This is a genomic window from Microvirgula curvata, assembly GCF_054781615.1.
On record NZ_BAAGUB010000028.1, the window covers coordinates 195,105 to 218,728 of the forward strand.

22 protein-coding genes are annotated in these 23,624 nt (G+C 65.6%); 14 read left to right on the top strand and 8 right to left on the bottom strand.

The annotated features are described in order from the left end of the window. Window positions 1–14 precede the first annotated feature (14 nt). Window positions 15–887 carry an endonuclease gene (locus tag ACYVG8_RS11915; RefSeq protein ID WP_460745875.1) on the top strand — a complete coding sequence of 291 codons (873 nt, stop codon included), beginning with the start codon at window positions 15–17 and terminating at the stop codon, window positions 885–887. Here ACYVG8_RS11915 and ACYVG8_RS11920 read toward each other — a convergent pair whose 3' ends face one another. Next, window positions 888–1,568, bottom strand: a complete 681-nt coding sequence (locus ACYVG8_RS11920) for an enoyl-CoA hydratase/isomerase family protein (RefSeq protein ID WP_028498572.1) — start codon at window positions 1,566–1,568, stop codon at window positions 888–890. It abuts the gene before it with no gap. A gap of 130 nt (window positions 1,569–1,698) precedes the next feature. Here ACYVG8_RS11920 and ACYVG8_RS11925 point away from each other — a divergent pair, with 130 nt between their 5' ends. The 11 genes from ACYVG8_RS11925 (at window position 1,699) to ACYVG8_RS11975 (ending at window position 15,842) form a co-directional block, all read left to right on the top strand. After that, window positions 1,699–3,855 carry a 3'-5' exonuclease gene (locus tag ACYVG8_RS11925; protein WP_460745876.1) on the top strand — a complete coding sequence of 719 codons (2,157 nt, stop codon included), beginning with the start codon at window positions 1,699–1,701 and terminating at the stop codon, window positions 3,853–3,855. 7 nt (window positions 3,856–3,862) lie between these two features. Next, on the top strand, window positions 3,863–5,578 hold the full coding sequence (locus ACYVG8_RS11930; RefSeq protein WP_028498570.1) for a response regulator: 1,716 nt from the start codon (window positions 3,863–3,865) through the stop codon (window positions 5,576–5,578). Beyond that, the gene (locus ACYVG8_RS11935; RefSeq protein ID WP_028498569.1) at window positions 5,566–6,276 is read left to right on the top strand and encodes a LytR/AlgR family response regulator transcription factor; all 711 of its coding nucleotides are present in this window, start codon (window positions 5,566–5,568) and stop codon (window positions 6,274–6,276) included. The genes ACYVG8_RS11930 and ACYVG8_RS11935 overlap by 13 nt, the downstream gene beginning before the upstream one ends. A gap of 168 nt (window positions 6,277–6,444) precedes the next feature. Then, the gene (gene htpX / locus ACYVG8_RS11940; protein WP_028498568.1) at window positions 6,445–7,311 is read left to right on the top strand and encodes a zinc metalloprotease HtpX; all 867 of its coding nucleotides are present in this window, start codon (window positions 6,445–6,447) and stop codon (window positions 7,309–7,311) included. Window positions 7,312–7,385: 74 nt separating this feature from the next. After that, window positions 7,386–8,624: a 16S rRNA (cytosine(967)-C(5))-methyltransferase RsmB gene (gene rsmB / locus ACYVG8_RS11945; protein WP_028498567.1), complete on the top strand. Its 1,239-nt coding sequence runs from the start codon at window positions 7,386–7,388 to the stop codon at window positions 8,622–8,624. A 10-nt stretch (window positions 8,625–8,634) separates the two neighbouring features. Continuing rightward, complete coding sequence (locus ACYVG8_RS11950; RefSeq protein WP_036385479.1) at window positions 8,635–9,243, top strand: DUF4390 domain-containing protein; 609 nt, start codon at window positions 8,635–8,637, stop codon at window positions 9,241–9,243. Further along, window positions 9,243–11,360, top strand: a complete 2,118-nt coding sequence (locus ACYVG8_RS11955) for a sensor histidine kinase (protein ID WP_028498565.1) — start codon at window positions 9,243–9,245, stop codon at window positions 11,358–11,360. Before ACYVG8_RS11950 ends, ACYVG8_RS11955 begins: the two co-directional genes overlap by 1 nt. Continuing rightward, window positions 11,339–12,610, top strand: a complete 1,272-nt coding sequence (locus tag ACYVG8_RS11960; RefSeq protein WP_028498564.1) for a sigma-54-dependent transcriptional regulator — start codon at window positions 11,339–11,341, stop codon at window positions 12,608–12,610. Before ACYVG8_RS11955 ends, ACYVG8_RS11960 begins: the two co-directional genes overlap by 22 nt. Before the next feature lie 54 nt (window positions 12,611–12,664). Continuing rightward, complete coding sequence (locus ACYVG8_RS11965) at window positions 12,665–13,426, top strand: HesA/MoeB/ThiF family protein (protein ID WP_028498563.1); 762 nt, start codon at window positions 12,665–12,667, stop codon at window positions 13,424–13,426. Window positions 13,427–13,526: 100 nt separating this feature from the next. Then, a complete protein-coding gene (gene proB / locus ACYVG8_RS11970; RefSeq protein ID WP_028498562.1) occupies window positions 13,527–14,645 on the top strand; it encodes a glutamate 5-kinase in 1,119 nt (372 codons plus the stop codon). Between the two features lie 132 nt (window positions 14,646–14,777). Next, window positions 14,778–15,842 (top strand): ABC transporter substrate-binding protein, encoded by a 1,065-nt coding sequence (locus ACYVG8_RS11975; protein WP_460745879.1) that lies wholly within the window; start codon window positions 14,778–14,780, stop codon window positions 15,840–15,842. Between the two features lie 61 nt (window positions 15,843–15,903). On the opposite strand, the gene ACYVG8_RS11980 is transcribed toward ACYVG8_RS11975, so the two are convergent. The 6 genes from ACYVG8_RS11980 to ACYVG8_RS12005 form a co-directional block, all read right to left on the bottom strand. Continuing rightward, window positions 15,904–16,395 carry a peroxiredoxin family protein gene (locus tag ACYVG8_RS11980; protein ID WP_460745881.1) on the bottom strand — a complete coding sequence of 164 codons (492 nt, stop codon included), beginning with the start codon at window positions 16,393–16,395 and terminating at the stop codon, window positions 15,904–15,906. A 29-nt stretch (window positions 16,396–16,424) separates the two neighbouring features. Then, window positions 16,425–16,832, bottom strand: a complete 408-nt coding sequence (locus ACYVG8_RS11985) for an acyl-CoA thioesterase (RefSeq protein WP_233495165.1) — start codon at window positions 16,830–16,832, stop codon at window positions 16,425–16,427. 107 nt (window positions 16,833–16,939) lie between these two features. Further along, entirely contained in the window at window positions 16,940–17,317 is a 378-nt protein-coding gene (locus ACYVG8_RS11990; protein ID WP_028498558.1) for a hypothetical protein, read from the bottom strand. A 61-nt stretch (window positions 17,318–17,378) separates the two neighbouring features. Beyond that, window positions 17,379–18,236, bottom strand: a complete 858-nt coding sequence (locus ACYVG8_RS11995) for an energy transducer TonB (RefSeq protein WP_156952483.1) — start codon at window positions 18,234–18,236, stop codon at window positions 17,379–17,381. A 47-nt stretch (window positions 18,237–18,283) separates the two neighbouring features. Then, window positions 18,284–21,637, bottom strand: a complete 3,354-nt coding sequence (locus ACYVG8_RS12000; RefSeq protein ID WP_460745884.1) for a bifunctional diguanylate cyclase/phosphodiesterase — start codon at window positions 21,635–21,637, stop codon at window positions 18,284–18,286. A 366-nt stretch (window positions 21,638–22,003) separates the two neighbouring features. Beyond that, window positions 22,004–22,465 (bottom strand): Dps family protein, encoded by a 462-nt coding sequence (locus tag ACYVG8_RS12005; RefSeq protein WP_028498556.1) that lies wholly within the window; start codon window positions 22,463–22,465, stop codon window positions 22,004–22,006. A 61-nt stretch (window positions 22,466–22,526) separates the two neighbouring features. On the opposite strand from ACYVG8_RS12005, the gene ACYVG8_RS12010 reads away from it, so the two are divergent. Continuing rightward, complete coding sequence (locus ACYVG8_RS12010; protein WP_028498555.1) at window positions 22,527–22,817, top strand: DUF167 domain-containing protein; 291 nt, start codon at window positions 22,527–22,529, stop codon at window positions 22,815–22,817. On the opposite strand, the gene ACYVG8_RS12015 is transcribed toward ACYVG8_RS12010, so the two are convergent. Then, window positions 22,814–23,272 (bottom strand): FxsA family protein, encoded by a 459-nt coding sequence (locus ACYVG8_RS12015; protein WP_028498554.1) that lies wholly within the window; start codon window positions 23,270–23,272, stop codon window positions 22,814–22,816. The genes ACYVG8_RS12010 and ACYVG8_RS12015 overlap by 4 nt on opposite strands. On the opposite strand from ACYVG8_RS12015, the gene cutA reads away from it, so the two are divergent. Next, window positions 23,271–23,621 (top strand): divalent-cation tolerance protein CutA, encoded by a 351-nt coding sequence (cutA, locus tag ACYVG8_RS12020; RefSeq protein ID WP_036385476.1) that lies wholly within the window; start codon window positions 23,271–23,273, stop codon window positions 23,619–23,621. The genes ACYVG8_RS12015 and cutA overlap by 2 nt on opposite strands. Window positions 23,622–23,624 lie beyond the last annotated feature (3 nt).

The following is a 23,624-nucleotide window of genomic DNA, read 5'->3' on the forward strand; positions in this document are numbered from 1 at the left end:
CTGTCCGGTTTCTGATGTCCAAATCGTTATTTCTGTTCGCGGCCTGTTGCGTCGCGACGCTTGCCGCCTGTTCCGAACAGCAGGCGCGCGACCTGGCCCATGGTGCAATCGAGGAAGGCTCACGCCTGATCAGCGAACAGGTCGGCGAGTGGCTCGGCAAGACGCTGGACGGCGCGCTGACACCCGCCGCCGATCCGTCCGAACCGCAGGCGGTCGAGCTGGTGTCCGGCAACAAGGCCGTCGGCCATCGCAACTTCGTCAATGCCAAGAAAATCCTGCCGCGCATCTATGCCGGCATGGAAGAAGATTTCTACTGCGGCTGTCGCTACAGCGGCAAGGAAGTCGATGCCACCAGCTGCGGCTACCGGCCGCGCAAGAATGCCGAACGCGGCCAGCGCATCGAATGGGAGCACGTGGTGCCGGCCTGGGTGCTGGGCCACCAGCGGCAATGCTGGCAGAACGGCGGTCGCAAGCAGTGCGCGAGCAGTGACCCGCTGTTCCGGATGGCCGAGGGAGACCTGGTCAATCTGGTGCCGGCGGTCGGTGAAGTCAACGGCGACCGCAGCAACTTCCCGTACAGCGTCTGGGCGCGCAACCCTGCGCCGGTGTACGGCAGTTGCCGGACGGTAGTCGACTTCCGCCTGCGCCGCGTGCAGCCGCGCGAGGAAGTGCGCGGGCGCATTGCGCGCATCCAGCTGTACATGCACCAGCGCTACCAGCTGCGCCTGTCCAGCCAGGACCGGAAACTGTTCTGTGCGTGGGCGAACGCGTATCCGGTCGATGACTGGGAGCTGCGCCGCAACGAGCGGCTGGTGCGCTGGCAGGGGGAAGGCAACCCGCTGGTCGGCGACACCACCCGTCTGGCGGCGCTGTGCGCGGCAGGCTGATCAGTCGGCCAGCAGGGCATCCCAGCGCGGGCCGAGCAGGCTGCGCTTGATGGTCGCATAGGCACGGCGGTTCTTCTTGGCCAGCTCTGCGGCCATGGCCAGCGAGGCCGGCTGCAATACGTCCGGCGCATGGGCGGCTTCGACCAGGCCGAGGCGGGCAGCTTCCTCGCCGCCGATGCGGGCGCCGGTCAGCGCCAGACGGCGGCGTACCGCCTCGCCGGGCAGATTGTTCACGCAGGCGACCATGGTCGGCGACAGCGCCAGGCCGAGATCGACCTCCGGGAAACACAGGAAGCCCCGGTCGGCGCGCATGGTACGGAAATCGCAGGCCGAGGCAATCAGCGCACCACCGCCAAAGGCGTGGCCGTTGATGGCCGCCAGCGTCGGGCAGCCGAAGCGGGCCAGACGCTGCAGCAGCTGGTCAAGCCGCGGCACGAAGGTGTTCAGCAGGAACGGCATGCCGCCCTGACTCTGGATATAGTCGAGATTGATGCCGTTGCTGAAGAATTTCTCGTCGTCCGCCGTGATCAGCAGCGCGACATTGCCGCTTGCCGCTTCGACCGTATCGAGATGGGCGTTGAACTCGTCGAGCGTGCTGTCATCGAGCATGTTTGACGCGTCGGCGTTCTGGAACGTGAGGACAAAAACGTCGCCGGTGCGGTCGAGGCGGAGTTGCGGCATCGGGGAATCTCCTTTGTGGATATCGATCCATCATGCCTCAAACGGTCGTTTGAATACAAGCGCAGCGCGTCGGAGGGCAATCGCTTGATAGAATGGGCCCAAATTACCTAATCCATGGCTAAGCAGACAGATGAATTCCGAATTTCTGGCCGGTCTGAACCCGGCGCAGCGCGAAGCGGTGACGACCCCGCATTCCGCACTGGTGCTGGCCGGCGCGGGCAGCGGCAAGACCCGCGTCCTGACCACGCGGATCGCCTGGCTGATCCGCGAGGGACTGGCCAGCCCGGCCGGCATTCTCGGCGTGACCTTTACCAACAAGGCCGCGCGGGAAATGCAGACCCGTCTGACTGCCATGCTGCCGGTCAACCCGAAACAGATGTGGATCGGCACCTTTCACGGGCTGGCCAATCGCCTGCTGCGCCTGCATCACCGCGACGTTGGCCTGCCGGCGACCTTCCAGATCCTCGACAGCCAGGACCAGCTCGCGGCAATCAAGCGGTTGCTGAAGACGCTGCAGCTGTCGGATGAGACCTACCCGCCGCGCCAGGTGATGTCGTTCATCAACGGCAGCAAGGAAAAGGGGCTGCGGGCGGACCGCTTTGCGCCGGCCGATCACTTCGAGGTCAAACTGACGGAAATCTGGCGGGAATACGACCGCCAGTGCCGGCGCGAAGGCGTGGTCGACTTTGCCGAGCTGCTGCTGGCCTCGTACGAACTGCTGTCCGGCAACACCGCACTGCGCCAGCATTACCAGAGCCGCTTCCGTCATATTCTGGTCGATGAATTCCAGGATACCAACCGCCTGCAGTACGCGTGGCTGAAATGTTTTGCCGGCGACGACAACACCGTGTTTGCCGTCGGTGACGACGACCAGTCGATCTACGCGTTCCGCGGCGCCGAAGTCGGCAATATGCGCGACTTCCTGAGCGACTACGCGGCCGGCGAGCCGATCCGGCTTGAACAGAACTACCGCTCGACATCGCGCATCCTGGCCGCCGCCAATGCGGTGATCGCCAACAACCGGGGCCGGCTCGGCAAGACGCTGTGGACCGATGCCGGCGAAGGCGAGCAGATCCGCGTCTACCGCGGCTGGAGTGATGGCGAGGAAGCCGAATTCATCGCCGAGGAGGCGCGGGCGCTGAAGCGCGAAGGCGTGTCGCTGGCCGACGTGGCGGTGCTGTATCGCAGCAACGCCCAAAGCCGGGCGCTCGAGCACGCGCTGTTCCAGGCCGGGCTGTCGTACCGGGTCTATGGCGGGCTGCGTTTCTTCGAGCGCCAGGAAATCAAGCATGCGCTGGCCTACCTGCGCCTGCTGGCCAACCCGGCTGACGACAATGCGCTGCTGCGCATCATCAATCTGCCGGCGCGCGGCATCGGTGCCCGCACGGTGGACGGCATCCAGATGGCGGCCCGCGACAGCGGCGACAGCCTGTGGCAGGCCGCCTGTCAGGTCGGGGGCCGTGCGGCGGCCAGCGTTGGCCGTTTTGTGCTGCTGATCGAAGAACTGCGCACCGCGGCCGACACACTGGGCTTTGCGGAGCTGGTCAGCCACGTGATCGACGCCAGTGGCCTGACCGCGATGTACCAGGCAGACAAGGACGGCAGCGAACGGCTGGAAAACCTGAGCGAACTGGTCAATGCCGCCGTGTCCTTCGTCCCGGACGATCCGGCACAGGCGATGGTCGAATTCCTTGCCCACGCGTCGCTCGAATCGGGTGACCACGAGGCCGCCGCCGGCGAGGAGGCGATCACGCTGATGACCGTGCATGCGGCCAAGGGGCTGGAGTTCGACAGCGTGTTCCTGACCGGGCTGGAAGAGGGACTGTTCCCGCACGAGCAGAGCTTTGCCGATCCGGACGGGCTGGAGGAAGAGCGAAGGCTGTTGTATGTCGCCATTACCCGCGCCCGCCGCCGGCTGACCTTGAGTTATGCTCAGACCCGCATGCTGCACGGACAGACACGCTATCCGCTGCCATCGCGCTTTCTGGACGAATTGCCCCCCGAACTGCTGCATCCGATCAATATCGAACCGGTCGCGCGCAAGCCGGTCGAAACGGCCGCCCCGTGGGCACCGACCGGGCGCAAGACGCGCACACCGGTCAGGACAGCCGCCCCCGAATGGGTCGGCGGTTTCCGGGTCGGCCAGACCGTGACTCATCCGAAATTCGGCCTGGGTGTCATTACCGACGCCGAGGCTGGCGGTGGCGAGTCGCGGGTAGAAGTGAATTTTCAGGACGCAGGACGTAAATGGCTCGATCTGCGCTACGCCAAACTGTCCGCTGTGTGAGATCCCTATGACCGATGACAAGCCCAACCGAAACAACGCCAGCTACCAGTCCATTTCCAGCGTCAAGGCGGCCAAGATCGCGCCGCGCGACGACAATCTGTACGCGAAGAAGCTGTTCCTGATTATCGACAACGTGCCCGAGATGCAGCGGGCGGTGTCGATGACCCTGTCGACCTTCGGCGCCAACAAGGTCGAGTACGCGACGCGGATCTCGGATGCATTCAACAAGCTCGGCCGCTTCGACTTCGATGTGGTGCTGTGCGACTACGACCTCGGCAACGGCTATGACGGCCTGCACCTGCTGGAGGAAATCCGCGAGCGCAACCTGATCAAGCAGTCTTGTGTGTTCATGATCGTGACCGCCGAGGCCCGCATCGAGCGGGTGGTCAGCGCGGCGGAACTGTCGCCGGATGCCTATCTGCTGAAGCCGTTTACCGGCGAGCAGTTGCGGGTGCGGCTCGAACGGGCGATGCGTCGCCGCGATGCGCTGCGCGTGGTCGACCAGTCGATCATGAAGGACGAGTACCTGAGCGCGATTTCCGAATGCGACAAGCGCATTGCCGCGCGCGATGAATTCCTGCTCGACTTCATGAAGCTGAAGGGCTCGCTGGAACTGAAGATCGGCGACTATCTCGGCGCGCAGAGCCTGTATCGCGACGTGCTGAAGATCAAGGCGCTGCCGTGGGCCAAGCTGGGTCTGGGCAAGACGCTGGTGTCGACCCGGCAGTACGACCAGGCGCGCGAGCTGTTCGAGGAAGTGCTCGAGGAAAACTCGCGCGTGATGGAGGCCTACGACTGGCTGGCGCGCATCTACGAAGCCAAGCACGACACGGCCAACGCCAAGAATACGCTGGCGACCGCGACTGACCTGTCGCCAGTGGTGGTGCGCCGGCAGAAGAAGCTTGGCGAGGCGGCGATGCAGGATGGCGACTTCGCCACCGCGCAGCAGGCGTTTACCCGCACCATCGACCTGGCCAAGTATTCGACCTACCGCTGTCCCGAGGATTATGCCGCGCTGGCGCGGGCGCAACTGGCGTCGAACGACGGCAAGGCCGCGCAACAGACCGTTGCCAATCTGCGGCGCGAATTCCGCAATGACCCGGTCGCGAACTGGGTTTCGACCGTGGTCGAGAGCGAAGTGGCGACCCAGGCCGGCCAGCCGCATCGCGGTCGCGAACTTCTTGATGACGCAATCGAAAAATATCGCGATCTGTCGCCTATGCTGAATGAAAACGCGCGTCTGGAACTGGTTCACGCCTGCTACAAGAGCGGGCGGGAAGACGCTGCGGTTCACGTGGTGCAGCAGATGGTGAAGAACAACCATGACGACGAGTTGCTGCTGGAACGGATCGAACAGGTTTTCAATCAGGTTGGTCGTCCGGAAGCAGGCAAGCAGCTGATTGCAGAGAATGTCCAGTCGGTCGTTGATCTCAACAACGAAGCAGTCCGGCTGGCGCAGTCCGGTGAAATCGAGGAAGCGGTGGCCCTGTTCAACAAGGCGGTGGACGAATTGCCGTCCAATTCGCAAATCATGCTGAACGCGGTCAACGCCATTCTCGCTTTCGTTCACCGCAAGGGCTGGCACGAAAGTCATGTGGCGAGGGCGCACGAATTACTCGAACGCGCCCGCCGGGCCGACCCCGCAAACGTCAAGTTCCAGCGCCTGCTTGTTGCCTATCGAAATCTCATCGAAAAGCACGGCAAAACCCAATGGATGCTCTGACCGCAATCGTTATTGACGATGAACCCCAGGCCCGCGAGCGGTTGACCCTGCTGTTGGCGGAGGCCGGTGTCGATGTGGTGGCGACACTGGCCGACGCCGGCGCGGCGCTTGACTGGCTGGGCAGCAACGGCAATCGCGCCGATGCCGCCTTTGTCAATGTCCAGATGCCACGAATGGATGGCGTCACCCTGGCCGGCAAACTGGCGGCGCTCCCCCATCCCCCCGCGATTGTGTTCGCGTCTTCCCAGCCACAGCCGCCTGCGTTCGCTGTCGACGGCCTGACCGTCGACCATCTGCTGAAGCCGGTGCGGCGCGACCGCCTGGCCGCCGTGCTGGCGCGGCTGATGTCGCGCCCGTCGTCCCCGGCGGGCGGCGCACCGGGGCACTTCAGCGTGATCGAGCGTGGTCATGTCAGACTGGTGCCGATCGAATCGGCGCTGTACCTGAAAGCCGAGCTCAAATACGTGACCCTGCGCACCCTGACCGGCGAGCACCTGCTCGACATGCCGCTGACCCAGCTCGAGGAAGAGTATGGTGACGCCGTGGTGCGCGTGCATCGCAACTGCCTGGTACTGCGGCACGCCATTGCCGGATTCGAGCGCAATACCGACGGCGCCTGGTATGTGATGCTGAACGGCTCGCCCGAGCGCGTGCCGGTCAGTCGCCGGCAGCAGTTCGTGGTCAAGCTGTTCCGCTGATCCGTTCCGGCTCTAAGTGTGACTTAAGCGCCCGGATCAAGAATCAGGAGCCGGCAGATCCGGTTTCCGGCAGGGCGTTCCGCTCCGCAGCCCGGGACCGGGGCTTGAAATCCTGCCCGGTCGACAGCATTCAATACCGGAGATATCCGGCACGGAGAAAAGTCCACAATGAGCAACAACTGGTTGAAAACCACCATTCTGATGGCAGGGATCATGGCACTGTTCATGGTCGTCGGCGGCGCCATCGGCGGCCGGGGCGGCATGCTGATTGCCTTCCTGGTCGGCGGCGGCATGAACCTGTTCGCCTACTGGAATTCCGACAAGATGGTGCTGCGCATGTACAACGCGCACCAGGTCGACGCCAGCACCGCGCCCGAATTTTACGGCATGGTGGCGGAACTGGCGCAGCGCGCCGGGCTGCCGATGCCCAAGGTCTACATCATCGACGAGGAGCAGCCGAACGCGTTCGCGACCGGCCGCAATCCGGAGAACGCCGCTGTGGCGGCCACCACCGGCATCCTGCGCCTGCTCGACTATCGCGAACTGCGCGGGGTGATGGCCCATGAACTGGCTCACGTCCGCAACCGCGACACGCTGATTTCGACCCTGTCCGCCTCGGTGGCCGGTGCGATCTCCGCCCTGGCCAATATGGCGATGTTCGCGTCGATCTTCGGCGGCCGTGACGACGAGCGCGGTTCCAACCCGATCGTGATGCTGCTGGTGTCGATCCTGGCGCCGATCGCCGCATCGCTGATCCAGATGGCAATTTCCCGTACCCGCGAGTTTGGCGCCGACCGCGGTGGTGCCGAAATTTCCGGCGATCCGCTGGCGCTGGCTGCCGCGCTGCGCAAGATCGAGTACTACGCGCAGGGGCGCTTCATGCCGGCGGCGGAGGCCCATCCGGAAACCGCGCAGATGATGATCATCAACCCGCTGGCCGGTGGCAGCAGCATCAGCGAGCTGTTCCGTACCCACCCGCAGACCGACGAGCGCATTGCCCGCCTGGAAGCGATCGCGCGCGGCGACTGGTCGTGACTGCCATCGCGCCGTATAATCCAAACTATTGATTATGAAAGCAGCCACGGGCAACCGTGGCTGTTTCTTTTGCCATGTACCAGAATCAGCTGCTCGCCGCCCGGATCCTCGACACGACCCTGGACGGTCACAATCTCAACGACGTGCTCGGCCGGCTTGCCGCCGGGGTCGACGGGCCCGAACGCGCCCAGTTGATCGACCTGACCCATGGCGCGCTGCGCCGCTACGGCAGTCTGCGCGCCCGCCTCGACCGGCTGCTGTCGCGACCGCTGACCGAGCCGCTGATCGACCGGCTGCTGATCGTCGCGCTGTACCAGCTGGAAGCGACGCGGGCGGCGCCGTACGCCGTGGTCGACCATGCGGTCCGTGCCGCCGAGAAACTCTCGCCGCGGCTCAAGTCGCTGGTCAACGCGGTCCTGCGCAATGCGCAACGGCGCAAGGACGAGCTGGATGCCGAGCTGACGCGCGACCCGGTCGCCTTCTGGAACCACCCTGAATGGTGGATTGCCCTGGTGCGCCAGGCCTGGCCGCGTGACTGGAAGAAAGTGCTCGACGCCGCCAACCAGCATCCGCCGATGACGCTGCGGGTCAACCGGCGCCAGATCAGTGCCGATGGCTACCTGCATGAACTGGCCGATGCCGGTATCGAGGCCGAGTCGCTGGGCGGCGATGCCGTGCGCCTGCTGCGGCCGGTGCCGGTGGACCGCCTGCCGGGTTTCCAGAGCGGACGGGCCTCGGTACAGGATGCGGGCGCCCAGCGTGCCGGCAGCTGGCTGGACGTGACCGACGGCATGCGCGTGCTCGATGCCTGCGCCGCGCCGGGCGGCAAGACCGGTCAGTTGCTGGAATGCCACACCCTGGATCTGGTGGCGCTGGACCACGACAGCGAGCGCCTGCGCCGGGTGACCCAGAACCTCGAACGGCTGTCGCTGCAGGCGACGCTGGCGACCGGTGACGCGGGTGCGCCGCAGGGCTGGTGGGATGGCCGGCCGTTCGACCGCATCCTGGCCGATGTGCCGTGCTCGGCCTCCGGCGTGGCACGCCGTCATCCGGACATCAAGTGGAACCGCCGCTCGAACGATATCCGCGCCTTTGCCGCAACGCAGCGCCGCATCATGGACGCGCTGTGGGGTCTGCTCGCCCCGGGTGGTAAAATGCTTTACGCTACCTGTTCGATTTTCCCGGGGGAAAACCGCGAACAGATCGACGCGTTCCTTGCCCGTCATGACGACGCCGGCCTGGAGGGCGACGAGCAACTGCTGCCCGACTCCGACCATGACGGTTTCTATTACGCCAGGATCGCCAAGCGCTGAAAGGCTTTGCATGTCCCGTGGCCTTGCGCTACTCCTGACCCTGTTTCTTTCGCTCGCGGCGCTGATGCCGCTGGCGGTTCACGCCGCCGATCCGGCGCCGGTCGAATCCAGGATCGCGCAACTGGTCATCAGCGATGGCGCACTGGCCGTCAACAGCCGTTTTGCCCTGCACCTGAACCCGACCCTGTCCGATGCGCTCGAACAGGGTGTCATGCTGACCTTTCGCCTCGATTTCGAACTGACCCGCCCACGGACCACCGCCTGGTGGCGCTCGCTGGGCGACTGGTTCGAGCCGACCGCCACCCAGCGCTACCGGCTGTCCTGGCACCCGCTGACCCGGCAGTACCGCGTCGGCATCGGCCAGGGCAACCTGTACCTGAGTTTTGCCCGGCTTGACGACGCCCTGGCCATCATCGGCTCGGCGCGCAGCTGGCGTGTGCTGCCACGCTCGGTCGTCGGTCGCTCGCCGCTGAAAGACTTCGCCGGTCGCATCCGGCTGACGCTCGACACCACCCGGCTGCCGAAGCCGTTCCAGCTGAACATCATCAAGTCGAACGACTGGGCGCTGGATTCGGACTGGATTCCGCTGACCAGCGGGCAGGGCGAAGGAGACGACTGATGCGCCCCTGGCTGATTGCGCTCGGCGTACTCGGGCTGGGCCTGCTGTACCTGCTGGCCATTGCGTCCGGCAGCACGTCGAGCCTGACCGATTACTACTGGTGGATTTTTGCGCTGAACGGGCTGCTGGTGCTGGGGCTGGTGGCGGTGCTGGGGCGCGAGCTGTGGCGCATGCGCCGTGCCGTGCGCGAACGCGTGTTCGGCGCCAAGCTGACGCTGCGCATGACCAGCATGTTCGCGCTGGTGGCGGTGCTGCCGGGCATTCTCGTGTTTACCATGTCGGTCCAGTTCCTGAACCGCAGCATCGAAAGCTGGTTCAACGTCCAGGTCGAAAGTGCGCTGGACCGCGGGCTGAACCTCGGCCGCTCGGCGCTGGATGCGCTTCTGGCCGATCTGGCCGCGCGCAACAGCGTGGCCGCCCGCGAACTGGCCAACGCCACGCCGGCCCTGCAGGCCGAACGGCTGGACCGCCTGCGCTCACAGCTGGGCATTCGCCAGCTGGCGCTGTTCGACAGCCGCGACCGGTTGATCGCCTATTCGTGTCCGGACAACAACATGTCGCCGCCTCCGCCGCCGGCGGCGAGTTTTGGCGGTGCGCTGGATGCGACCAGCGAGTGGCGCGGCATCGAGGGCGGCGGCGGGGCGACGCTGCTGCTGAAAGTGGCCCAGCGCATCAACCGCATCGGCTACGGCGATACGGTCACGCTGGTGGCCGTGCAGCCGGCGCCGCAGCAGCTGGCGGTCGATGCCGAGCAGGTCGAAGCGACCCGGGCCGATTACCGCAAGCTGGTGCTGGCGCGGGACGGGCTGAAGGAGTTCTACCGGCTGACGCTGTCGCTGACCCTGCTGCTGTCGCTGTTTGCGGCCGTCGGGCTGGGGGCATTGCTGTCGCGCCGGCTGTCGGCACCGCTGTCGGCGCTGGCTGCCGGCACGCGGGCGGTGGCCCAGGGCGACTTCTCGCGCCAGCATCCGATCTACCGCCGCGACGAGCTCGGCATCCTGACCGCGCTGTTCAACCGGATGACGCGGCAACTGGCCGATGCCAAGCAGGCGGAAGAGGCCGCGCGCGAACAGATCGAGGCCAACCGCGCCTATCTGGAACGCATCCTGGCCGCGCTGTCGAGCGGCGTGCTGGCCTTCGATGCCGACCTGCGGCTGACGGCTGCAAACCAGAGCGCGTCGCGCATTCTCGACTGGGACCTGAACATGCTGGCGCTGACGCCGCTGCCGGAATGGCTGGCGTGGGCACCGGCGCTGGAAGCCTTCGTGTCGTCGGTCTACTCGAGGCTGGACCGTGACGAAAGCGACTGGCAGCAGCAGATCGAACTCAGCGACGGCCGGCTGCTGCTGGTGCGCGGCGGCCTGCTGCCGGATGGCGCCGGGCGGGTGGTGGTCTTCGACGAAGTGACCGATCTGGTCCGTGCCCAGCGCGATGCGGCCTGGGGCGAGGTTGCCAAGCGGCTCGCCCACGAGATCCGCAACCCGCTGACACCGATCCAGCTGTCGGCCGAACGGCTGGCGATGAAGCTCGGCAACAAGCTCGATGCGCACGACGCCGATTTCCTGCAACGCTCGACCGATACCATCATCAAGCAGGTGGCGGCGCTGAAGGGCATGGTCGACGCCTTCCGCGACTACGCGCGCGCGCCGGCCAGCCGGATGGCGGCCACCGACCTGAATGCGATCGTGCGCGAAGTGATGATGCTGTACGAATCCAACCCGTCGGTACGGATGGATCTCCACGACGGCGAACTGCCGATCCTGGCCGATGCCGCCCTGCTGCGCCAGGTCATACACAATCTGGTCGTGAACGCGCAGGATGCCACGCTTGACGTTGCCGAGGCGATCATAGAAATTAGGACGTTCATTGCAGATCAACAAGTTGTGATGACGGTGACCGACAATGGCGCCGGCTTCCCGCCCGAAATCCTGCCGCGCGCATTCGATCCCTATGTCACCAGCAAAGCCAAAGGCAGCGGCCTGGGGCTGGCGGTGGTCAAACGAATCATTGAAGAGCATAAAGGCAGTATCAGTGCCGGCAATGTGTCGCCCCATGGCGCACAAATGCGGGTGATGCTGCCCCTATCGGAGACACCATGCGTAGCAGTGACATCCTGATCGTTGACGACGAGGTCGGCATTCGAGAGCTGCTTTCCGAGATCCTGCTCGACGAAGGCTATACCGCCGCCGTGGCCGAGAACGCCGAAATGGCCCGGCAGTTGCGCAACCAGGTGCGCCCGGCGGCCGTGCTGCTCGATATCTGGATGCCGGATTGTGACGGCGTCACCCTGCTGAAGGAGTGGGCCAAGTCCGGCCAGCTGAACATGCCGGTCATCATGATGTCCGGTCATGCCAGCATCGACACCGCGGTCGAGGCGACCCGCATCGGCGCGTTCGATTTCCTCGAGAAACCGATCGCGCTGGCCAAGCTGCTCAGCACCATCCAGCGTGCGCTGAAGTATGGCGACATGCAGGCGGCGCAGGCGCTGGACCTGAACAAGCTCGGCAAGAGCGCGCCGGTCCAGGAACTGAAAAAGAACCTCGAACGCGTTGCCGCGCTGAAGACGCCGGTGCTGCTGTCCGGCGAGCCGGGGGTCGGCTTCGAGCTGGTCGCGCGCTTCCTGCATGCGCAGAATACGCCGTGGGTCACGGTCGCCAAGCCGGAGACGCTGGCGGATGCGCCGCTCGACCTGCTGCAGAAAGCCAACAACGGCGTGCTGTGGCTGGGCGACATTGCCTACCTGAACAAGAAGGCGCAGCAGGGGCTGCTGTTCCTGCTGTCCAAGCTTGATCGCTACAACGCTCGCGTGGTCTGCGCCTGCAGCCGGCCGCTGTCCGACCTGCTGGTCGATCCCGAGTGCGACAACCGGCTGCTGACCACGCTGGCCAGCGTGATCGTGCCGATTCCGGCGCTGCGCGAGCATGCCGAGGATATTGTCGATCTGGCCAACCAGATCGTTGCCGAACTGGTCGAGAGCAAGCAGACCCCGCTGAAGCGCTTTACCACGGCGGCGCTGAACGCGTTGCGCCAGTACGAGTGGCCGGGCAACCTCGAACAGCTCAAGGGCATCGTCAAGAGCCTGGCGCTGACGGTCGAGGACGACGAGATCGACGCGCCCGACGTCCTGCGCGTGCTGTCGCAGTTCAAGGTCGAGAAGCCGATCGAGGAGCTGGGCTTTGACTTCAACCTGCCGCTGCGCGAGCTGCGCGAACAGATCGAGCGTCGCTACTTCGAGCATCACATCTCGCTGGAGAAGGGCAATATGAGCCGCGTGGCGCAGAAGGTCGGGCTGGAACGCACCCACCTGTACCGCAAGCTCAAGCAGCTCGGCGTGCGCTTCCAGCGCAAGGTGGTCGAGGAAGCCTGACCCTCCGCCGAATGGCGGACTGCGCCAGACGGCAAAACCCGGCACAATCCCGGCATGGACGACACGCAACTGATCCGCTATTCGCGGCATATCCTGCTGCCCGAGATCGACATCGATGGCCAGCAGCGCCTGCTCGACAGCCACGCCCTGATCGTCGGTGCCGGCGGCCTCGGCAGCCCGGTGGCGCTGTACCTGGCCGCCAGCGGCATCGGCACCCTTACCGTCTGCGATGACGACGATGTCGATCTGACCAATCTGCAGCGCCAGGTCGCGCATGCGACCGACCGCATCGGCGTCAACAAGGCCGCCAGCGCGCGCCAGCGCATGCTGGAGCTGAACCCGGACATCGTCGTGCACGACGTGGCCGAGCGGCTCGATGGTGCGGCGTTGCTGGCGCGGGTGGCGGCAGCCGACATCGTGCTCGACTGCTGCGACAATTTCGCCACCCGGCATGCAGTCAACCGTGCCTGCGTCGCCACCGGCACGCCGCTGGTTTCCGGCGCGGCGGTGCGCTTCGACGGCCAACTCGCAGTGTTCGACTACCGCCAGCCCGACATGCCGTGCTATCACTGCCTGTTCCCGGACGAGGGCGATGCCTCCGACGGCCCGTGTGCGCTGTTCGGCGTGCTGGCGCCGCTGGTCGGGGTCATCGGCAGCCTGCAGGCGATGGAGGCGATCAAGCTGCTGGCCGGCATTCCGTCGGAGGCCGTCGGCCGCCTGCAGCTGCTGGACGGCAAAAGCGGTGAATGGCGGCGCATGCGGCTGGTCCGCGACCCGGCCTGTCCGGTCTGCGGCACACAGGCTGCCGTTCCTTGATCTGGTGGCCTACAACCGGCGCGCCGAACGCGCGATAATCGGCACTTCATTGCGGCGGCTGGCTTGACCGGACCGCCGTTCGTCTTGTCTGGAGAATTACATGCAGTCGGTCATTCACGCCGCCACGCGCATCGTGGTCAAGGTCGGTTCGAGTCTGGTTACCAACGATGGCGCAGGGCTGGACCATGCCGCGCTGGATCGCTGGGCCGGGGAAATCGCCGACCTGATGCGGCGTGGCAAGGCGGTGGTGCTGGTCAGTTCCGGCGCGGTCGCCGAGGGGGTCAAACGCCTCGGCTGGAACGCCCGTCCGACGGCGCTGCACGAGAAGCAGGCCGCCGCCGCCGTGGGCCAGATGGGCCTGTGCCAGGCCTATGAACAGGCGTTTTCCGCCCACAACCTGAAAACCGCCCAGGTGCTGCTGACCCATGAGGACCTGACCCACCGTACCCGTTATCTGAACGCGCGCTCGACACTGAACACGCTGCTGGCGCTGAACGTGGTGCCGATCATCAACGAGAACGACACCGTGGTGACCAGCGAAATCCGCTTTGGCGACAATGACACGCTGGGCGCGCTGGTGACCAACCTGATCGAAGCCGATGCGCTGGTGATCCTGACCGACCAGCGCGGTCTGTACACCGCCGACCCGCGCAGCAACCCGGCGGCCGAGTTCGTCCATGAGGGGCAGGCCGGCGACCCGGCGCTGGAAGCCATGGCCGGCGGCGCCGGCAGCAGTGTCGGCACCGGTGGCATGCTGACCAAGATCCTCGCCGCCAAGCGCGCCGCGCGCAGCGGCGCCGCGACCGTGATCGCCAGCGGGCGCGAAGCGAACGTGCTGTCGCGGCTGGCCGATGGCGAATCCATCGGCAGCCAGCTGGTGGCGACCTCGGACCGGATGATCGCCCGCAAGCAGTGGCTGGCCGACCACCTGCGGCTGGCCGGTGCGCTGGTGCTTGACCGTGGCGCCGTGCGCGCGGTGGGCGAGCAGCACACCAGCCTGCTGTCGATCGGCGTCAGCGAGGTGCAGGGCGACTTCCTGCGCGGCGATGCCGTGGCCTGCGTCGACGAGGACGGCAACGAAGTGGCGCGCGGGCTGGTCAACTACTCGTCTGACGAGTCGCGGCTGATCATGCGCCATCCGACCCGCGATATCGAGGCGCTGCTCGGCTATGTCGGTGAACCGGAACTGATCCACCGCGACAACATGGTCAACGTCTGACGCTGCGCCGGACGTCCGATGCAGGCACTGCGGCCGTCTGTTGACGGCCGCGTCGGCATGTCCCCCCGTTTTTCCCACCCACCCCGCCGGCCCGGCCCGCTCCGGGCGATGCCGGCACAGGAGCCCACCATAATGAAGAAGCTCGTTCTCGCCGCCACGATCGTTGCCCTGTCCGGGAGCGCCCTGGCGAGGGATGTGCTGCGCGTTTTCAACTGGAACAACGAAATCGCCCCGGTGACGATCAAACGTTTCGAGGCACAGTGCAAGTGCGATGTGCAGGAAGACTATTACGGCGACAGCGAGGAAATGCTGGCCAAGCTGGCCGCCGGTGCGACCGGCTACGACATGGTCGTGCCGACCACCTATGCGATGCAGGCACTGATCAAGCAGGGCAAGACCCAGCCGCTGGACCGGGCGAAACTGCCGAACTTCGCCAACCTGAATGCCGGCTACCTGAAGCTGAATGCCCCGTTCGACCCGGGCAATGCCGTCGGCGCGCCGCTGCTCGCCAGCATTACCGCCCTTGGCTACAACAGCGAGAAAATGCGCGCCCTCGGCATTCCGACCGACAGCTGGGCAGCGGTGTTCGATCCGAAATACCTGGGCAAGCTCAAGGGACGGGTGACCGTGCTCGACAGCCAGCGCGAGCTGATGAGCGCGGCACTGATGTATCTGGGGCGTGACGCCAACAGTACCAGCCCGGCCGACCTGCAGGCCGCCGCCGCGGTGATCCGCAAGGCCAAGCCGTACTGGGCCGCGTTCAACAATCAGAGCTATATCAAGGAACTGACGGTCGGCAATATCTGGCTGGTGCACGGCTTCACCAACGACTTCTTCCAGGTGATGCACGATGCGAAGGCAGCGAAGCGCAACTTCACCATCGGCTACAACCTGCAGAAGGAAGGCAATATCCTCGGGCTGGACAACCTGGTGATCCTGAAGAACGCGAAGCGTCCGGACCTGGCGCTGCAGTTCATCAACTTCCTGCTGGACGGCAAGAATGCGGCCGACGTGTCCAACATCATGGGGTCGGTCAACCCGAACCGGGCAGCGCTGAGCTACCTGCAGCCGGAGATCAGGGCCAACAAGGTGATCATGGCCGATCCGTCCCGCGACAGGCTGGTACTGCTGAAGGACCTTGGCGCAAAAGACCGGCGCGAGCTGAACCGGTTGTGGACCGAAATCAAGGCACGCTGAGACGGACCTGAGGCCGGGGCGCCGACGGCATTCAGCCCGCTGGTGCCCCCGGCTGCGCCGGTCAGGCGGCGATCGCCTGGTCGATCAGCTGTCTCAGTTCCCTGAAATCGGGTTCGCCGAGATAGCGCTTGATCACCTGGCCGTCCTTGCCGACCAGGAAGGTCGACGGGACCAGCTGGATGCCGCCCCAGGCCTCGGCCAGCTTGCCGTCGCTGTCGAGCACGATCGGGAACGGCAGCTTGTTCTCGGTGACGAAGGTCTTCACGTAGTTGGGCGGGTCGTAGTTCATCGCCACGGCCAGGGTTTCGTATTTCCCCTGCGGCGCCAGCTGCTGGTAGATCTGCCTGAATTCGGTCATTTCCTTCACGCAGCCGGGACAGCTGGTGGCCCAGAAATTGACCAGCACGACTTTGCCTTTCAGCGAGTCGGTCGTCATCTTCCGCGCATCCATCGACGTGTAGGTCACCGATGGCGCCGGATCGCGGCTGGTCAGCGCATAGCCGGCCACGGCCACGACCGCGAGCACCAGGACGGCGGCAATCGCCTTCTTCATTCAGATTCCCCTTGCAGTGGCCGCCGGGTTCAGTCCTCGGCGGCGAGCCGGTCCATCAGGGCGCGGATCTCGCCCTCGATGGTGACGGCACGATTCTGTTTGCTGTCGAACAGGACGAAGGTCACGTCGGCTTCGGCCACCACCGTGTCGCTGCCCTGCAGACGGATCACCTGGCGGATGACGGCCGAGCGGTTGCCGACGTCCCTGACCGCGGTATCGACGGTCAGGATCTCGTTCATCAGTGCCGGGCGACGGTAGCTGATGTTGATATTGACGACGACGAAGGCCAGACCGGTCTGCATGAAGCCGTACAGATCGGTGTGCACATCGAAGTAGGCCCAGCGCGCTTCCTCGAGAAATTCCAGGTAGCGGGCGTTGTTGACGTGACCGTACAGGTCGAGATGATAACCGCGAACCTTTATGTCGGTCTGATGCATCGGAGTCTCCTTTGTCGAATGGCGGGGGGTGGCCGTGTGGCCACGAACGAGTTCAAACGCTCGTTTTCCCGCCATTACAGCACAGTCGGGTTGCCGCCGGGCAAGCCTTATTCGGCGTCCGGCAACTCGATGTCATCGTAGGCTTCGCGTTCCAGCGGCTCATCGCACAGGTCGGTCAGCACCGACGACAGTTCGATCTCGAACCACTGCGAGAACAGGTTCTGCGTGCGCTTTTCCGGCCACAGCGTGTCGTCGGCGCACCAGTCGGCCAGCTCCGCCTCGAAAATGTCCGGCCAGCGCTGCTTCAGTACGGCGCGCAGATCGTCGTAGTCCTCGATGGCCGGCACCAGCAGCGCATTGCTGTCGCGGCGCAGATTGACCAGGTTGACCTCGTCGGCATCGATTTCGAACGGCAGGCCGAGCAGCCAGTCGACGAACGGTTGTCTGGGCTTGACGATGATGACGCTGCGATTGACTTCGTACATGGGGCTCTCCGCAAAACGCCATTGTAAGCGCTGCGGCAACCGGGCTGCGAGAGGGGAACGCTCAGTTTCCGGCTGCGAACTGGTTGTCGCGGGTGAAGTTCCAGCTGCGGATGATGGCCAGCTGGTCGTAGTCGCGGGCCAGTGCCGGCGGGAACGGGGCAAACGGTGCCGCCAGCCGGACGATGCGGATTGCCGCGTCGTCCAGCTCCGGATGGCCGGAGCCGCGCTGGATGCGGACATCGATCAGCGACCCGTCGGCGCGAATGTCGACCCGCAGCTTCAGACGGCCGTAGACCCCCTTGTCACGGGCATCCTGCGGGTAGTTCAGGTTGCCGACGCGTTCCATCTTCCGCCGCCAGTCCTCGGCATAGCTGGCGAAGACCGCATCGCGGGTCGTGGCGCTGATGACGGCGCGACGGGAGGCGGCACCGGCCGCCGGTGGTGCCGCCGTGTCGCTGTCCGCCCGCGCCAGAGCCCTGGCGTCGGCCAGCAGGTCGCCGGTAGTGAACGAGGGGGTGCCGGTTCGCGGTGTTGCCTGGTGTGCCGGAACGTGACGCGATGGACGGGGTGCCGGTTCGCTGGCAGGGATGTCGGCGGTCTCGGGTCTGGTGCGGGGGGCTGGTTCGCGGACCGGGCGGTCGGCTTTGGCTTTCGGTGCGTCATGGCGCCGCTGTGGCGTGCTGTCCGGCCTGACCGTTGCCGGCGCCGGCGGCGCGGCGACGGTGGCGCGAACCGGCTTGTCGTGCGCTGCGCCGGCGCTCAGCACGACTTCGAGCGGCACCGGGTCGGCCGGCAGCGGCAGTGCCGGCTGCCAGCGGATGCCGATGACAATGGCCACATGCACGGCAAACGACACCCCCACCGCCAGCCAGAGCGGCGCGTGTCGGGGCGATGAGTCGTAGGTGAGATCCGGGTGCACGATGGTCGGGACGTCCTTGCGCGGCGTACGCCCTCCGGCCGTGCAGCTCAGGACGCGGGGGGCGAGATGGCGGTCATTTTAGCATGGGCGTCATTCGATGCCGTCAGCCGCGCGGTCATGGCGCCGGCTGACAGCGGTTCGCCGACCGCAATGCCCTGCACATGCCGCAGGCCGAGCCGGGCCAGCATCGGCAGTTCGTCCAGGTGCTCGACGCCCTTGGCTGTCAGCGGCAGCCCCAGCGCGCACAGGAAGGCCGCCAGCGCCGGTACCGCGCGTCCGTCGGCAAGCAGGTGCTGCAGGCGGGCGCGGTCGAATTTGAGCCTGACCAGCGGCGGCTGGCACAGCAGCAGCAGGTCGAAGGCGGAGGCCCCGAAATGATCGACCACCACGCGCACGCCGAGGGCGGACAGTGCCGCGAACTGACGGCGGGTATGGACGATATCCTGCACCAGCGAGGCCTCCGGCACCTCGATCTCCAGCCAGGCCGCATCCAGCCGGTTGTCGGACAGCGCCTTGGCGATATGCTCGGTCAGTGCCGGATCGGCAAACTGGCGCGGGCTCAGGTTGACTGCGACCGGGCACTGGATCAGGCCGTTGTCGCGCCAGTGGCGGGCCTGTCCACAGGCGGCGTTCAGGGTCCAGCTGGTCAGTTCGGTGGACAGGCGGATATCGTCGGCGAGTGCGATGAAATCGGCTGCCGGTCGCAACAGGCCGGCCTCGTCACGCCAGCGCAGCAAGGCCTCGATGGCGATGACCGAACCGGTCCGGATATCGTGTTCGGTCTGGTACCACAGTTCGAAGTCGAAAGTCTCGATCGCACGGCGCAGCGCCTGCTCGCGTTCGCGCCGTTCGATCACTTCGGCCTGCATGGTCGGGGCGAAGAAGCGCCAGCCATGCCGGCCGTGGGTCTTGACGAAATACATGGCGGCATCGGCGTGGCGCATCAGCAGATCGCTGTCGCTGCCGTCCTGCGGGCTCAGCGCCACCCCGATCGATGCCGGCGACTGGACCTCGTCGCCAGCCAGGCTGAACGGCTCGTTCAGCGTGGCCAGGATCTTTTCCGCGACCTGGGCGGCATCGCCCGGGTCGGGAATCCGGCTCAGCAGCACGACGAACTCGTCACCGCCCAGCCGGCCGATCACATCGCTGGCGCGGACCACGCCGCGCAGGCGCTGGGCCACCTCGCGCAGCAGGAGGTCGCCGGCGGCATGGCCGAGGCTGTCGTTGACCTGCTTGAAATTGTCCAGATCGATGAACATCAGCGCATTGCTGCTGCCGTCGCGCTGCGACTGCAGCAGTGCCTGCTCCAGCCTCTCACTGAATGCGGCCCGGTTGATCAGGCCGGTCAGCGGATCGTGCTCGGCGAGGAAGCGGATACGGGCCTCGGCACGGCGCCGTTCGGTCAGGTCGGTCAGCGTGATGAACAGATGGCGGGTTTCGCCCAGGGCATCGGTGACCGGCGTCTGACGCTGCCAGCAGGCGAGCAACTGCCCGCTGGCGGTCAGGAAGGGCCGTTCGCCTTCCCAGGCCTGATTGTCAGGCGGCGTTTCGCAGTGGCATTCCGGGCCGCTGAGGCGGGCCAGCGACGCGCCGATGGCCTGGGTGCGGGACATGCCGGTCAGGCGTTCGAACGCGTGGTTGACCTGCAGGATGTTGCCCCGGGTGTCGCAGATCACCATGGCGTCCGAGCTGTGCGACAGCACATGGGCGGCCAGTTGCAGCTGCTCGACCGCCTGATGCTGGGCACTGACGTCGACATAGGTGCCGACCCAGCGCAGGACGCGCCCGTCCCGGGTCGATTCGATCGGTTCCATGGTCGAGACCATCCAGCGCCAGTTGTCGCCGTCGCGGATGCGGAATTCGCTGCGGCGCGGAATATCCCTGAACGCCTGCATGGCGCAGAAGGCATCGGCGATCTTCTGCCGGTCTTCCGGATGGATGCGGTCGATCCAGTCAGTCCGGATCGGTGAAATGTCGTGCTCGCCGGCGACCGGATAGTCGAAAAAGCGGGCCATGGCCTCGTTGCCGCTGGCGCGGTTGCGGGCAAAGTCCAGATCGACGTAACCGATGCCGGCAGCACTGAGCGCGGACTCGATGCGGCGTTCACTGTGCAGCGCCGTGGCCTCGGCGTGCACCAGCCGGTCGATGTCGCTGATCATCGCCAGATAGTGCGCCTCGCCGCCGAGATCGAGCCAGGACGCACAGACCAGCGCCCGCCAGCGGCTGCCGTCGCTGTGCCGCATCCAGAATTCCTGCGCCAGCGGCTGATCGAGGGTGGTGACCAGCGTGTCACGGTCGGCCGGATTGTCCCACAGCCACAATTCGATCGAACTGCGGCCCAGCATTGCCTGTCTTTCCACGCCGAACATCTCGCACATGCGCGGATTGCAGTCGACGATATGGCCGTCGGACGCGCGGATGATCGCCACACCGGACGGCATCAGCATCAGTGCCCGCGACAGGATGGCGCCCTGGTCCCGTTTCTGCGCCTCGGTACTGGCCAGCAGGTTTTCCAGTTGCTGGTTGCGGGCGCGCAGCGCGGCGACCAGCACGGTCACGATCTGGCCCATCGCCGCACCGGTCAGCAGCAGCAACTGATCGGTCATCTGCTGCTGGAACGACTGGTGCTGCGTGCCCCAGCCGAGCAGCAGGCCGGCCTGGACCAGCAGGCACAGCAGCGCAACCTCGCGCTGGCCGAAGCGCAACGCCATCCAGATCACGGTGATGAAGTGCAGGTAGATGAATGCGTGGTAGGCCAGCGGTTCCGGCTGGTTCAGGACCGGCAGTACGCTGGCCAGGGTGACGGCCAGGATCAGCGCAAGTTCCTGCTGCCGCCGGCCGGCCGGCCATGGCGTGCCGCGCCAGGCGATCAGCAGCGGAGGCAGCACCGCCAGTGACAGCAGATCGGCATTCCACCACGGCAGGATGGCACGGGTCAGCGCGCCCCATGGCAGCAGGCCGCTGCCCACGCAGATGGCAATTGACAGCAGGGCAGTGGTCAGCGTGATGGCGCCGACCGTCAGCAGGGCCAGGATCAGGTCGCCGAGATCGAGGCGATCCCAGTGCCGGTGGCGCCAGCGCCCGAACAGGGTGCCGATCAGCCCGCTGTGTCCGGCTGACAGCAGCGCCAGCAGCAGCAGTGCCGGCCACAGCGCCAGCGGCGTCTCCGGCAGCATCGGCAGCGTCATGCCGAAAGCCAGCGCCGGCAGCATGCGCCAGCCACCCCACAGGATCGCGACCAGGGACAAGCCGCTGGGCAGCCAGATAAAAGCGATGAATCCCGTGCTGAACGGGAATTGCAACGAAATCCAGCTCGCCGCGGCGGCGCCGAGGGTGGTGAACAGCAGTGAGGTAATGCCGGTTGACGTGCTGGCGACAGACAGGAAGGAAGGGGCTCGCATACAGGGACCGCCCGCGCGCTGCATGATGATGGACACCCTTTGTTGTAAATGGTGGATGCCCATGCCATAAGTCGCGAGCGACGGACGGTCATTTCACTCGTGGCATTTTCCTGCCGCGACGGCGCTACAATTGCAGTCCGCCATGGGCCGGAACGGCAGGAACATGTCGCGGTGAGCAGGGTGGGCGGGCCCGCCGCCAGCCTGCCGCTGCCCACTGTCCCCCGCCCTCGCTGCCGCGGGGAAACCGCGTTGCGCCCGCCCGCGCTGCGCGCCGGTTTGATCCGTCGTGCATGAGGCGGCGTTGACGGCGGGCAAGAAAAAAGCCCGCAGGCAGGCGGGCTTGGCGGTTACCGGTTACTGTCGCGCTCAGTCGAGCAGGCTGCGCAGCATCCAGGCGGTCTTTTCGTGCACTTCCAGGCGCTGGGTCAGCAGATCCAGCGTCGGCTGGTCATTGGCGGCCTCGACCGCGGCGAACTGGCCGCGGATGGTACGACACACGGTTTCATGGCCGTTCACCAGCAGTTCGATCATTTCGGTGGCCTTCGGCACGCCGTCGGTGTCCTTGATCGACGTCAGCCTGGCGAACTCGCCGTAGGACGCCGGGGCCGGGAAGCCCAGCGTGCGGATGCGTTCGGCGATCTGGTCGTTGGCGATCCACAGCTCGTTGTACTGTTCCTCGAACATCAGGTGCAGGGTGCGGAACTGCGGGCCGGTCACGTTCCAGTGAAAGTTGTGCGTCTTCAGGTACAGGGTGAAATTGTCTGCCAGCAGGCGCGAGAGTCCGCTGACGATGGTGCCGCGATCTTCCTTGCTGATACCGATATCCATAATGAAACCTCCCTGTTGAGTGCTGATAAAATTCGCAACCGCGAAGCAGAACGGATACGACATGAACTGGTTGACCACAGGCCCCGATTTTGCGCGGCTGACACTGCATGTCCAGCCCGGCGCCAAAAAGACCGAGACCGCCGGCCTGCATGGCGAGGCGCTGAAAATTCGTCTGGCTGCCCCGCCGGTGGACGGCAAGGCCAATGCCTGCCTGCTGGCGTTTCTGGCCGAACGCTGCGGCGTGTCCCGCGCGGCAGTCCGGCTCAGGAGCGGCGACAGCAGCCGCCGGAAAGTGGTCGAGCTGGCCGGGCATTTCGAAGCGTCCGACCTGGCCCGACGATTGTTGCCTTAAGGTTTACGATCGGTCAATTGCGTAGGCTGTTCGTCGACACGGGTGTATTCGCCATCGATGGTGCCGTCGTCGCGCTGCGGTGGCCGGCCGAACGGGTCGGCACGGAAATCGCCGCCAATCGGGCCGGCCATGATTTTCGGCCCCTTGAACGGCAGCAGCAGGAGCAGCGCCAGGACGTCGCTGATGACGCCGGGAAAGATGAACAGCAGGCCGGCGAACACATAGCGCAGTGGCCACAGCAACTGCCACAGCGATGTCTGCTGACCATTGCGCATGACCGACGACAGCGTCAGCAAGGCGCCGAGCTGCTGGTTGCGCAGGATCAGCACGCCGATGACCGCACCGGCGAGCAGGGCCAGAAACACCGGGCCCCCGCCAAAGCGGCCGGCCAGGGCGATCAGGGTGGCGAGCTCGATGAGCGGGAACGCCAGAACAAGCAGAAAAAGGTATTTCATGGATGAGAGCAGTCGGTTGAGCGAAGTGCTGGTCGGGCTGGTCAATGTGCCAGATATCGAGTGTGCGCGTCTTGTTGCCAAAGAACTGGTCGGCTCGCGGCTGGCCGCCTGCGTGAATCTGCTGCCCGCCGTCGAATCGGTGTATCGCTGGGAGGGCCGGGTGGAAACCGCCAGCGAAGTGACGCTGGTGATCAAGACCGTGCGGGCTGCCTGGCCGGCGCTTGAGCGACAGGTGCAGGCACTGCACCCGTACGCGGTACCGGAAATCCTGGCGCTGCCGGTCACTGCCGGCCTGCCCGCCTATATAAACTGGGTCGCCAGTGAGTCCATTTCAAGCACTGACGCGTGATAA

Coding starts and splice junctions, on each gene's coding strand:
- ACYVG8_RS11985 (WP_233495165.1), bottom strand. CDS start 16,832: ATGCATCAGACCGACATAAAGGTTCGCGGTTATCATCTCGACCTGTAC.
- ACYVG8_RS12005 (WP_028498556.1), bottom strand. CDS start 22,465: ATGGATATCGGTATCAGCAAGGAAGATCGCGGCACCATCGTCAGCGGA.
- ACYVG8_RS11980 (WP_460745881.1), bottom strand. CDS start 16,395: ATGAAGAAGGCGATTGCCGCCGTCCTGGTGCTCGCGGTCGTGGCCGTG.
- ACYVG8_RS11965 (WP_028498563.1), top strand. CDS start 12,665: ATGGACGACACGCAACTGATCCGCTATTCGCGGCATATCCTGCTGCCC.
- rsmB (WP_028498567.1), top strand. CDS start 7,386: ATGTACCAGAATCAGCTGCTCGCCGCCCGGATCCTCGACACGACCCTG.
- ACYVG8_RS11960 (WP_028498564.1), top strand. CDS start 11,339: ATGCGTAGCAGTGACATCCTGATCGTTGACGACGAGGTCGGCATTCGA.
- ACYVG8_RS12000 (WP_460745884.1), bottom strand. CDS start 21,637: ATGCGAGCCCCTTCCTTCCTGTCTGTCGCCAGCACGTCAACCGGCATT.
- ACYVG8_RS11990 (WP_028498558.1), bottom strand. CDS start 17,317: ATGTACGAAGTCAATCGCAGCGTCATCATCGTCAAGCCCAGACAACCG.
- cutA (WP_036385476.1), top strand. CDS start 23,271: ATGGATGAGAGCAGTCGGTTGAGCGAAGTGCTGGTCGGGCTGGTCAAT.
- ACYVG8_RS11920 (WP_028498572.1), bottom strand. CDS start 1,568: ATGCCGCAACTCCGCCTCGACCGCACCGGCGACGTTTTTGTCCTCACG.
- ACYVG8_RS11925 (WP_460745876.1), top strand. CDS start 1,699: ATGAATTCCGAATTTCTGGCCGGTCTGAACCCGGCGCAGCGCGAAGCG.
- ACYVG8_RS11955 (WP_028498565.1), top strand. CDS start 9,243: ATGCGCCCCTGGCTGATTGCGCTCGGCGTACTCGGGCTGGGCCTGCTG.
- proB (WP_028498562.1), top strand. CDS start 13,527: ATGCAGTCGGTCATTCACGCCGCCACGCGCATCGTGGTCAAGGTCGGT.
- ACYVG8_RS11975 (WP_460745879.1), top strand. CDS start 14,778: ATGAAGAAGCTCGTTCTCGCCGCCACGATCGTTGCCCTGTCCGGGAGC.
- ACYVG8_RS11930 (WP_028498570.1), top strand. CDS start 3,863: ATGACCGATGACAAGCCCAACCGAAACAACGCCAGCTACCAGTCCATT.
- ACYVG8_RS11950 (WP_036385479.1), top strand. CDS start 8,635: ATGTCCCGTGGCCTTGCGCTACTCCTGACCCTGTTTCTTTCGCTCGCG.
- ACYVG8_RS11935 (WP_028498569.1), top strand. CDS start 5,566: ATGGATGCTCTGACCGCAATCGTTATTGACGATGAACCCCAGGCCCGC.
- ACYVG8_RS12015 (WP_028498554.1), bottom strand. CDS start 23,272: ATGAAATACCTTTTTCTGCTTGTTCTGGCGTTCCCGCTCATCGAGCTC.
- ACYVG8_RS11915 (WP_460745875.1), top strand. CDS start 15: ATGTCCAAATCGTTATTTCTGTTCGCGGCCTGTTGCGTCGCGACGCTT.
- htpX (WP_028498568.1), top strand. CDS start 6,445: ATGAGCAACAACTGGTTGAAAACCACCATTCTGATGGCAGGGATCATG.
- ACYVG8_RS12010 (WP_028498555.1), top strand. CDS start 22,527: ATGAACTGGTTGACCACAGGCCCCGATTTTGCGCGGCTGACACTGCAT.